Genomic DNA, 11,971 nt, shown 5'->3' with positions numbered 1-11,971 from the left:
GGTAGGCAATATATCTCTTCCCATTAAACATCTCTATTCGCGCTGCTCTTTTTATGAAACTGATTTTCCTGCTCGTATGTGTACTTGGCATGGCCTACGGGTCGAGATTATTACAAATCGCCCTTTGGCCCAAAGTACAGGTGCGGGTACTCAGCAGCAGAGAGGAAATCACTGGCAAGGATGAGGGCTTTACCACTGGCTGGCTGCATGCCGAGCTGGAATACTGGTATCAATCACAACAATATCTGGTGCAATGGCGGGGCGACCTGATGCGTTATCGCCCCTTGCCGGATAGCTTATGGATGGTCGTGCCACCTGCCAGACCTGGACATCCCCGCTTTCCTATTCCGGCAATCAAGCCAATAATAGTGCTGGCCATCAGCATGGTTGGTTTGGCGAGTCAGTTGCCTGGCATCTTTTAATCATAAAATTTGCCGTTCTGCGGTATAAGTTTCTCTAAACCCTCTGAACTTCAGGAAAATGGGAGCATCTGCCTGACCAAACTGGTCAAATTCAATTTCTGTAAAGGAGCATCACAATCTGGTAATTAATATTCAGACAAAGGTGAGCAGAAATGCCCCCTTCTTTATGAAAATAGCCATAAAATAAGACGGACATTTTCCCGAAGGCAATTGTCGGTACAGGCTTTTACAAAAAACTCGCTGAAGCTTATCAGTGTCGCAATGACGATATAGCCCGGCTGTGGCAAAATAGTCGGGATTGAATTCCCATCGATGAAAGCAAATTTATGAGTTTTGTACGCCGTGTCCAGCAAGATAAGTATGATGTCTATGATAAAGAGGACGTACATGCCCGCTTACATTTCTTCAAGAATTTGCAAAACATTACGAATGCCATCCATTCGACCAGTAATATCGAGCAAATCATGCTTGATCTGTCCCAGGAAATCTGCAATCTGTTTGATTGTGAACGCCTGACGCTGTATTCGGTCAATTATAAAAAAAATGCCATCGAATCCAAGGTCAAGACTGGCTTGACCTCATTCAAGGATTTTGCGCTGCCTATCTCTGAAAAAAGCGTGGCTGGCTTTGTCGCCATGAGCAAGCAGACTGTCAATATTCTGAATGTGTATGACGAGACTGAACTCAGAAAGCACTCACCCAAGCTGGAATTTTTGCGCCGTGTTGATCAACGCACTGGCTTTCGCACCAAGCACATGCTGGTCGGCCCGCTGATCCATGAGCAAAGCAATGAATTGCTGGGCGTACTGCAACTGATCAATAACCGCAATGATTGCCAGTTCCCGCCCTTGCTGGAAGAAGGTTTCAAATACCTGCGAAATACCCTGGCTGTGGCTTTCGCCCAGCGTCTGATGTCGCCACAAGTTATTCATACCAAGTTTGATTCACTGATCAAATCATCAATACTGTCGATACCTGAACTGGGCCTTGCTGCGCGTGCGGCACGCCGCAAAGGTGTGGATGTGGAAGAAATCCTCATTGACGAATTTGAAGTCAACCTGACAGATATAGGCAATTCACTGGCGACATTCTTTGAATGTGAATACCAGCCTTACAAAGCTGACCGTGCCCGCCCGGATGCCCTCAAAAACTTCAAGCGCGCTTATGTAGAAGATCATCACTGGGTCATACTCGAAGAAAATGCAGACAGCCTGACCGTCATGACGACTGACCCTGAACGTGTCATGGCGTCGCGCATTGTGCATAGCCTGTTCCCTATCGCTAAAATACAGTATGTTGTAACAACTCAAAGAGAATTCAGGCAAACGGTAGATCAGTTCTTCGGTGATAATGAAACTGCTGTCGCCGCTGCCGAACAAACGGCGCAGGATGCAATTGATACTGTCTCTGCCTCAGAAAAAGCCTTGATCGCACAAGTCAGGGAAACCATACAGGATGCCTTTGCCAAGAGTCATCCTGAATTCCAGATTGATGTACGCTCGCGCGAAGACAAAACAGTAAGTCGCATGCACAAGGATGGCTCTGTCCAGCGTATCGCAGGTCAGGTGATTGTTGATTTCCATGTCGATTTTCTTGATACCGGCATGAATACGGCCGCATAAAATGCATCGCTTAGGTAAAACGCCACGCTCTTTGAGGAGCGTGGCGTTTTTTCTTAGAGTTCATTTTATAAATAGCGAATCTAAGGTGCAGCTTCGGACAGTTTTTGCAAGTCTGGCCGCTGCCTGGCGATCTGTTGCCAGGCTTGCCTGGCTTCGCCAAAAGCACGTTTGCTTTGCAGCATGGCTGCATACATCACCCAGTCTTCAATGCCTGCATTGTCTTCCGGCTTCAATTCATTCAGGCTAGTGAATTCCGCTTTGCTGGCCATTTTGAATTCAGCTCTGGCAGTATATGTCTTGCCATCTTTAGTTGAAATATAAGTGACTTGCCAGCGGTAAATTGCGCCTTCTTCCAGCTTTATTTTCTCCGGCAACTGCCAGTTATTTTCTTTGGTCTTTTCGCTGACGATGAGTTTCTCATCCATGTCAGCAATACTGATGTCAAATTCTGCCGCTTCAGCAGAAATCCAGTTAAATGCAGGACGCTGGCCCAGTAGTAAAGAATTGTTTTCGGGCGTGACGGTAACGATGCGCGGTGGCACCTGACGCATGCGCACGGCACCAGCAATCACATTACTGGTTTCCGCCGCTCGCACCAGTTTTTCTGCCATGGGCCGGACGACTGCTTTTTGCCCTTGAAGGCTGGTGACCCCGTCTTTTTCTATCGTCACCGTCGCAGGGCCAGCCAGTTGGTACACTGAGCGTGTCGCATATAAGGACAACGAAGCCTTGGCACCGGCCTCCAGTGTAATTTGCATTTTCGGTTGCAGGTAAGCCAGCAATTGCAGTTTGGATGTCGTGCCATTGACTTCCATCTTGCCATTGCCCTGCACATCCAGCACCATGCCAAGGGCAGCTTCAGCACGCACCAGGCTGCAAGTCATCACTGCGACGAGACTGACTATGATGGCCAGATACGTTCTCAATCCACTCATACTTTTTTTCATCATCACATCCATCAATTAAATTGCGGCATTTAAATTTCAGTAACCGCAGATACCGGCTGCCAGCCCCATACGGCAATGGCAGAACGTCCCTTGAGGTTTTTATCGCCAAGCGCAGTCAGCGTGTCAGCTTCTGCCACGCTGGCAAGCACGGCCTCCGAACAGACGACAGGATAACCCACGTCCTTGCACAAGCCCTCTATCCTTGCTGCGGTGTTGACGGTATCACCTATGGCCGTATATTCGTGCCGCTCTGCTGAACCGACCTGGCCAATGACTGCATCGCCCGCATGCAGGCCTATCCCTATCTGCAATGCAGGCTTGCCTTCTGCCGCGAATTCCAGGTTCAATGTATCCAATGCAGCCAACATCGCCTGCGCGGCATTGAAGGCATTTTGTGCTGGATTGTCGAGTCGCTTGGGTGCGCCAAAAAATGCCATCATGCCGTCACCAATAAACTTGTCTATGGTACCGCCATGTTCATGCACGATCTTGCTCATGACGGCAAAATAGCGATTCAAGAGACTGACCACATCCTCTGCCTGTGCATGTTCACACAAAGTGGTGAAACTACGGATATCTGAAAACAGAACACAAACATGTAAACGCCTGCTTTGTGAAGTCTGGTCTATACGCCCCTCAACAATTTCCTGCATGACCGCCGGGCTGACACGGCCAGAAAAAGCCTTGCTCAGCCTTTGCTTGTCGATGTAATGCTGCCAGGCTTGCCATATACTACTACTGCCCAGGGCCAGCAAGCCGGTCAGAAAAACTGCCGTTGGCGGCAACCACACATCATATTGCATAGCGATGCCGCTGGCTGCGAACAGGCCCACAGTCGCCACTGCAAACACCAGCACTTTAAGTCGTATGCTGCGACCCAGCCAGAACAGGGCAAACAAGGTACACAAAGCAAACAGACTGAGCGTGCCAGCCTGCTGCAATAAACGCTGATTCAGTATGCTGCGCAATAACTGTGCATGAGCCAGCACACCAGGATTAGGATCATTCGCTGGCAACCAGGCTGCCAGCGACACTGGCAAATCCACCAGATCAGTCGCATCCATGGTTGCACCGAGCAAGACGACTTTGCCTGCAAAGCGTTTTTTCAATTCTTCTTTTTTACCCTCCCCGGCAAGCTTCAAGACTTCTTGTAGCGGGACATATCTGAAGCGCTCACCGAGACGGTAATTGATCAGACCATTCCAGTCCTTTCGTACGCCTGCTGCGGCCGCTATTTCAGTCGCCAGGCCACGCTCACTGCGGTCAGGCTGGCAGTCCCGTCCCGGAAAACGGCGTATGCGCTGGTCACTATCGCGGCAAAATTCAGCCGAGGCAACAGCCTGGAACTGTTCGCCCTGCATGCCCAGTACCGCGGCGTAATCCACCTGCATATCGCGATAATGCACATGCTTCAAATCCCAGATTTTGGCCGTAACCAGCGGTGTGCTTTGTATGCTGTCGAGCAGGCCACTCAGCAATATCTTGTGAAAATCAACTGCGTCCTTGCGGGTAGAAATGAGACTGTCAAAGCGTTTTTCAGGCAAACTCAAATCCATGCCTACTGCCTTGGCCCCTGCCTGGTTCATGGCTTTCAGAAAATTGGCCAGATGCGCATGATTCAGGCTCAGTGGCTCATCGACTTCATCAAGAAAGGCCTCGTCTATCCCTACCACGACAGGGTCTATGGCTATTTTTTGAGGAGAGTATTCACGCGACAATTTGAATTGCAGGTCGAGAATTTTATTGTCTATCGCAATGACCGCTGGCAAACGCAGCAAGATTGCGGTCGCAACAAGCAACACCAGCAAACCCAGCACTTGCAGCAAGCGCGGGGTGAAGAAATCCTGCAGGCGTCTGGACTTGGTCATGGCACCTTAATATCTCAATAAACCAGTGGCAGTCGGTAATAAGCCACCTCTTCCAACCAGACTCAGGGAACTACCACTACCCAACCGGCACAAGTCTGCCGCCAGGTCAGAAAAATCATAAGTCTGCACATTCAAATTCACCAGGCTGGCAGAGAAATCAACTTGTGGACTACTCAATCTGACAGCCCCGTTTACGCCATCAGGTGCAGCCGCCTGTATCAAATTCTTGCCACTACCATCAAATTTTAATGGAGCACCGCCAAGCAACAATTGATTGCCACTGACGATGGTGGCGTTGACTTGTATATTTACATTACCACCACTGGCAGCCTTGGCCGCGGTATTTGCCTGGACGAAGCCACTACGCAGTATCAAAGCTGGTGCATTGATGCTGATGTCACCACCGTTACCAGTCTGCAAACCTGTGACGGAGGTAGTAATTTGTGAGCGCTCAAGTATCAAAGCGCCGTTACCCTGCACAGTAATGGCACCGCCATTGCCTTCAAAAGCACTGGTGTTGATATGACTGTTTTTTGCAAGCAGGCGCTGAGCGTAGTTGAGGCGGATATCACTGGCCGCCACATTGCCACTGGCAGAAGCAGTGATCTGCGCTCGCTGCAATGTGATATCCGAAGCAACAATTGCCAGCAAGGTTTTGGCTGGCAATTTGTCGGCGCTGACCTGCGCAGCATTGCTAATTGAAATTATGCCCTGATCCAGATTCAGGCTATCTGTCGCTTTGATATTGACATTGCCTGTATAACCGCTGGATGCAGCGCCAGCTTCAGAACTGATAATGGCATTGCTCTCCACACGGATTTTACCGGCATTGACATTGACTTCACCCGCCTTGCCCCTGGCATAAGCACTCGATGAAATTAATGCTGCATTGCTCATCTGCAGTTGGCCCGCAGTGACATTCACGGTACCAGCATTGCCGACAGACCTGCTGGTAGATTCATCACCGGCATTGGCGCTGCTGAAGATACCGGTACTCAAGACCTTGGGATTCCCCTCATCGTCCTTGATGGGATTGCTGAGCTTGCCATCCAGATTGATGTTGGCAGCATTGACTTTCACGGTACCAGCCGAACCAGTGGTATAACTGGTCGTCGCGGACGATATCTGACCACCATCCTTCAATGACAGATTACCTGCCACATTGACAGCTACATTCCCGGCATTGCCTTGAGCCTGTGTGCCTGCATCACTGTAGATGCCGGTCGCCAGGCTCTTGCCATCAATATCAAGACTGGCAGCATCAATACTGATACTGCCGCCATTGCCAACAAAGTGAGTGGCAGAAGAAATTCTGGCGCCGTTTTGTATTTGCAGAGCCTGGCTGGTTTTGACGGTGATATTGCCCGCATTACCCATGCCTATGGTTTCTGCCAGAATGCCGCTGCCGTCACCATCAAGAGCCACAGAGTTGGCAGCCACATTGATAGAACCGCTATTGCCGAGTGTGTAAGTTGTGGTGGATATACGCCCACCACCAGTCAGTGATAATTTACCTGTCAGACTCACATCAATATCACCGCCATTACCACCACGAAAGCTGGCTGCGGTGCGGAAATCACCTGCGTCACTATAGATACCCGCTTCCAGTCCCTGGCCATCAATGCTCAGGCTATTACCAGCAAACCTGATCTTGCCAGCCTGCCCTGTATCAAATGCAGATGTTGAAATACCCCCCTCAGAAAATATCGTGGTGGTCCCGCTAACATTGACACTGACATTACCGGCGTTGCCAGCAGCACCAGAAATACTGTTGATGCCGGTGGAGACGCCATTGCCATTGATCAGCAATTCTGCCGCAGTGGCTTTGACATCAGCACCCTGCCCCGCAGAATAAGTAGCAGAAGAGATTTGTGCGCTATTCAATATACTGAGCTTGCCTGTGGCGGTGGCCTCGACATTGCCAGCATTGCCTGAGCCTTTATTGGTGGTACTGAGCAAACCTGTATAAGGGCCATTGGCCTCTGCGCCATCCAGCATGATGTCGCTGGCATTCACACGCACATTGCCAGCATTGCCTGAGGTATAGGTCGATGACGAAATGACGGCACCGTTCAGGATATTGAGTTTGCCAGCCACATTGATGTCAAGATTGCCTGCATTGCCATAAGCCTCATTAGCCTGGCTGAAAATACCTGTTACCTGGCCCTTACCATCCATGCTGACGCTACCTGCATCAAGTCGGATGGAACCAGCATTACCAGCACTGAAACTGGAAGTGGAAATGCGGCCAGCATTGGCTATGATGAGTTGCTTGCTAGCGGCAATAAGTATATCGCCCGACCTGGCACCGCCATCATTGGCATTGCTAAAAATGCCAGTAGGCTTGCGTGCATCTTGTCCATCGATAAGGATATCCCCTGCCTGTACCCGCACCTGAGCACCATCGACATTGCCACTCACCGATGTATTGATAGTGCCACCGTTGATGACACTCAACTTACCGCTCGCTACCGGAAAATCACCAGCAAAACCGACTTCCAGCTTGCTCTTGCCGATTGCAGCCACGCGTACTGCCGCGCCGGGGGCGAGCAAGCTTGCGTCATTGATCGTTATATCGCCAGCGGCCAAGGTCAGCGCCTGTTGCGGGCGGACATTGACTGTCGCGCCATTCTTGAATTCGAGAGTGGCAGAATTATTACCCAAAAAACCAAAAGCTTCAGGTGCAGCCGCAGACAAGGTACTGGCTTTGGTGGTATCGACATAGAAATTACCATCTATAAATTTCACATAGTCTGCTGTGCTGATATGCAAACCTGAGGGTACATCGATGGCAGCCCCTGCACCAACAATCACGCCAGCAGGATTGATGAAATAAAAATGCGGCTGGTTGCCTGCAGATGCACTGAGTTTTAACAAGCCGTTGATGTTCGAAGCCGCACCGCCAGTGACACGGGCTATGACATTTTGCAAAGCCGTCGTGGTAGTGAAGGTAGCAGATTCGCCATTTTCTATACTGAAGTTTTTAAAACTATGAAATAAGTTGCCGCCTCTTGTCGACCCCAGACTTTGCGGCACGACAAAATTGCCACTGAGGTTTTGTACGGCACCCACCGTGCCATCAGTGGTGGCACCGGCGTAAGCAAATGCAGGGATACTTCCAAAAGCCATCAACAGGCTCAACCTGAGCATGCCCAATCTATGTAATCGCTTAGTCTTCATAACCAGCTCCCTACCATGATGAATGGTGCCCAATAAAATGGATGACTGAACTGATTATTCTTCATCAATTCCAATTGTGCCTTTTGCAAAGCTTGCGCCTTGCTCGTGGCAGGTTCTGCCAGATGGCGATAAAACTGGCCCATCAGCAAAGTCGCCGCATCATCGGATACTGGCCACAATGAACCCAGTGCGCTCCTGGCCCTGGCTTTTAGAGCTGCGCCGCTCAAGCCCAGTGGTGCCCTGTCATCACCCTCAGCGGTTTCACAGGCCGACAAAGTCAATAATTCCAGCTCCTGGTTTTTCATGCTGCCTGCCCGTAAAAAACCTTGCAGATTATCCATGGTGATCAAGTCATCATGCGCCATGACAAAGGTACTGTCGGCAGTGCCGCCAAACACACCGTGTGAAGCAATATGCACGATCTGGTAATCACCTGTTTTGACTTTTTGACTGAATGCTGCAGCGGTAAATTTCGCATTCAACAAAGTCTGGCTGCTGGTCAGTTTTTCCAGTGTGCGGATTTCTTCATCAACGCCTGCGAGAGCCAGCATTTGTTGCAATTGCTGATGCTGTTCTGGTTTGTTCAAAATAGTGGCTTCGCTTGCCTTGGGGAAGTTACGCAGGCTGCGCGTCAGCACAGCTCTGGCAACTTGTCTGCCATTTGCAGCCGTTTGTGGATTAGCTGCCAGCAACTGCTCGACCATGGCACCAGGCAGTTTATCAACCACGGCACCCGGTTCACTCATGCCTGCCAGTAGCGTTTTGTATGCTGCCCCATCGCGACTGCGCACACTGGTGTTGGTCAGGCTCAGAGCTGGCACCACGGAGATCGCATATTTTTCTATGGCAAATTGTTGGCCATCATGCAGGGCTGCAAAAGGTAAAAGGCGCAATACGCCATCTGGGACGATAACCAATGTGCGTATACCTTGCTGCATCAATTCGGTATCAACTGGTGCCAGCAAGGCTTGGTAAAGACGTTTTGCCTGCGGTTTGAATGAGAGATTATCTTTCAGGATATTGCCGAAATCCAGCACGTCAGCGCGCATCTTTGTGGCTGACACAGCTATGCTTTGGCTGTACATGCCCTTGTTTGTTTCCAGCAAAAGCTCCAGCCGGTCGGGCAGGATGATGGGATAGAGTATCGCGGTATCATCAGCAATCACATCATTCTTGCTATTCTTGCGATTGGCCCTGGCAGTATCAATAGCGCAGCGGTCGCCCAGATAGTCTTGCAATTCGGTTTGCTTGAGCAATTCCAGCACATCGCGGGCGCGACGCAATTGTGTATTTTTTTGCACACCATCCAATTGCGCGGATGTCTGCAGTAGCAAATCTGCCAGCCCAAGATACACAGGCTCCAGCGTTTCCCGGAACGAAGAACGGCCATCCTGATATTCTACCGGTATGTCGGTGCGTATCGCCTCTATATGCTCAAGCGCTCTTTGATAGGCGGCGATTGCCTCTGTACTTTTTGCTTGCACCCGCAAGATACGGCCATGACGCCATTCGATATTGATGAGCAGATCATGCGCTTCCAAACCCTGTGAAGCCAGCAATGCCTTGTCTGTCAAGGCCAGGGCGTCATCGTAGCGATGTGCGTCTTCATAAAGCTGTCCAAGCTGGTCCAGCGCTTCAAGTTGCAATCTTGCCTGGCCCAGTTTTGCCGCGAGTTCGCGCGCATGATCAAATGCCTGAAAAGCCATGCTTTGCCCTTCTTCGCCCAAAGCCTTGGCTTGCACACCAAGATTCAGGCTATAGCGGGCAGCTTGTGGCTGTTCTCCTGCTTGTATCAGTCGTTGCCATAATGCCTGCAGGTTTTCCAGCCTGGCTGTCGGGGTCAGATTTTTTACTTCCAGCTTTTGCCGGTTCAGTCCGACACTGATCGCAATTACGGTATCCGATGGCGCCAATTGCAGTGCCGTATCGTAGTAGTAACGCGCCTGCTCCGCATGCCCCTGTTGCTGCTGCCAGTTGGCAACATCAATCGCATAACCTGCCCTGTCCAGTTTACTGCTGGCATGATCGAAGGCATATACCAGATAAGGCTCTGCCTTGGCGGCCTGGTGCGTCTGTATATAAGTCTGCGCCAGTGCAGATGCTACCTTGACTTTATCTGCAGTCTGATCAGCCCTGGCATAAGCAGCTTGCAAGACAGACAATGCCTGCGTATAACTACCGCTGGCACACTCACGCACGCCCTGATCCAGCGCGGTATCGTTTGCAGATGCGAACAAGTGAACAGACATTGCCAGTACATTGGCAATCAGGATACATTTGGCTGGTGAGGCAAACATGTTACGCATATGCCGCCGCCTCAAAATAAATGGTACGTCAATTGGGCATGCAGGCCATGGTCTTGCAAGTTGCCGCTGTTCTGTCCCGGGAGAGCAATGAGTTTCCTGGCCAGGAACAAGTCGGCAGCCCAGTTTTGCCATTGCCAGTTCATGCCCACACCTATCGAGGCCAGTCTTTGTGCGGCCTCGCCCTGGTTGCTGGCTGTCGCCAGATCAGTAAAGGCAATGAGCTTGAATTTGTGCGTCGCTTCCAGCCACACAGGCAAGGGGTAATGGTATTCCGCATTCAACAACCAGGCGCGGTCGCGTACGACAGCATTTTCTCTATAACCACGCACAGTAGCAACGCCACCCATTGAAAATCTTTCCATGGGCAATAAACGGTCTGGTGTTTGCTGCGCAGAAACGCGCAAGATCATTTGATCACCGGCTTTGCCGAGGTTTTTGACATAGTGCAGTTGCCCTGTCCAGATGCGGTAATGCTGATCAGGTACCTGTAAGCTGGTATCACTGTTATCTATATTATTGCGGCCAAAAGCAAACACACTGCGCAAGGCCAGCGCCTGGGTTTCCCAGCGTTCTGTCCATTCCTGGGAAAAGCGTACTACTTTGGTTTTTGAATAACCATCGGGCTCACCAGGGGTGAAGGAAAACACCTCGCCCAATAAACTGGTCTGGCTATCGCGCTGGCTATAGCTGAGGCCGAGTTCGATTTTTCTTTGCAGGCTGTTCAACAAAGTCTGGCTCATGCCAATTTCATAACCCGAACTACGGCTCTTGATATCGATCGCCGCCATCGATTCACCAACAACAGAAGAGCTGCCTTTATCAAGACCAAGCTTCAATGCAGTGCCACGGCTATTCACAGGCATGGTCCAGCCCAGATGTACAGGATCAGCACCTTCGCTATGGGCGACACTGGCTTCCAGATAGTCGCCATAGCCACTCAGATTGCGTACCCATCCTGATATACCCAACACTTCTGAGCCTATGGATGGCGCACGGTAGTTATTGGCATAGAAATTCAGGCCATAGGCTTTGGCGCGCACAACATCAATGTCCAGTATCGCCGTACCTGCCTTGGCACCGGGGATAATGCGGCTATTGATTTTTTCAAACAGTGGGTCAGTCAGCAAGAGCTGGAAACGCTTTTGCAAGACTGGCATATTGAATACTTCGTCATCCCTGAGCAAGCGCTGTTGCAGATAAGCTGGCCGCAGCCTTTCTTCCCCCTTTACCCGGACTTCCGAAATACGCCCTTCTATCACACGTATGCTGACTATGCCTGATGGAAAAGGCTCGCTGCCCTCTGCCACGACCAGGACAGCGCCAGAATTGAGGTAACCACGTTCCACATACAGGCGCGAAATACGGGTGCGCAATTCTTCCAGATCAGCATAAGTGGCACCCTTACCAAGATAAGCTGCCGACATGCCCTGCAATTCTGCTGTACTGATGACTGCGTTGCCACTGAATTGAAACTCCCTGACCAGCACATCCCTGGCTACAGTTTGTACAGGAGGTAAATCATTGGCGAACGCGGTGCCTGCCCTCAGCCACGCAAAAGCAATACAGGCGGCGATCAGCGCTGGTTTTGAAATGGCAGGTCTTGCAAAAATAGAATTCCACATACTT

Annotated in this window: 7 protein-coding genes; 2 read left to right on the top strand and 5 right to left on the bottom strand. The window is 50.6% G+C overall.

The window, feature by feature from the left end:
• Positions 1–53: 53 nt before the first annotated feature.
• On the top strand, positions 54–422 hold the full coding sequence (locus ACO0LG_RS20555; protein ID WP_423029422.1) for a hypothetical protein: 369 nt from the start codon (positions 54–56) through the stop codon (positions 420–422).
• Positions 423–748: 326 nt separating this feature from the next.
• A complete protein-coding gene (locus ACO0LG_RS20550) occupies positions 749–2,044 on the top strand; it encodes a GAF domain-containing protein (RefSeq protein ID WP_423029421.1) in 1,296 nt (431 codons plus the stop codon).
• Positions 2,045–2,124: 80 nt separating this feature from the next.
• On the opposite strand, the gene ACO0LG_RS20545 is transcribed toward ACO0LG_RS20550, so the two are convergent.
• From ACO0LG_RS20545 to ACO0LG_RS20525, 5 genes are read right to left on the bottom strand one after another with little or no spacing between them, the layout of a single operon-like run.
• The gene (locus tag ACO0LG_RS20545; protein ID WP_423029420.1) at positions 2,125–2,979 is read right to left on the bottom strand and encodes a hypothetical protein; all 855 of its coding nucleotides are present in this window, start codon (positions 2,977–2,979) and stop codon (positions 2,125–2,127) included.
• Between the two features lie 41 nt (positions 2,980–3,020).
• Positions 3,021–4,859 carry a CHASE2 domain-containing protein gene (locus ACO0LG_RS20540; RefSeq protein WP_423029419.1) on the bottom strand — a complete coding sequence of 613 codons (1,839 nt, stop codon included), beginning with the start codon at positions 4,857–4,859 and terminating at the stop codon, positions 3,021–3,023.
• A gap of 6 nt (positions 4,860–4,865) precedes the next feature.
• On the bottom strand, positions 4,866–8,039 hold the full coding sequence (locus tag ACO0LG_RS20535) for a beta strand repeat-containing protein (protein WP_423029418.1): 3,174 nt from the start codon (positions 8,037–8,039) through the stop codon (positions 4,866–4,868).
• Positions 8,036–10,345 (bottom strand): CHAT domain-containing protein, encoded by a 2,310-nt coding sequence (locus ACO0LG_RS20530; RefSeq protein WP_423029417.1) that lies wholly within the window; start codon positions 10,343–10,345, stop codon positions 8,036–8,038. Before ACO0LG_RS20530 ends, ACO0LG_RS20535 begins: the two co-directional genes overlap by 4 nt.
• Positions 10,346–10,356: 11 nt before the next feature.
• The gene (locus ACO0LG_RS20525; protein WP_423029416.1) at positions 10,357–11,967 is read right to left on the bottom strand and encodes a ShlB/FhaC/HecB family hemolysin secretion/activation protein; all 1,611 of its coding nucleotides are present in this window, start codon (positions 11,965–11,967) and stop codon (positions 10,357–10,359) included.
• Between the last annotated feature and the right edge of the window lie 4 nt (positions 11,968–11,971).

Source organism: Undibacterium sp. Ji42W (assembly GCF_049340405.1).
Classification (GTDB): Bacteria; Pseudomonadota; Gammaproteobacteria; order Burkholderiales; family Burkholderiaceae_D; genus Undibacterium.
This window is presented reverse-complemented; position numbering and strand designations above follow the sequence as displayed.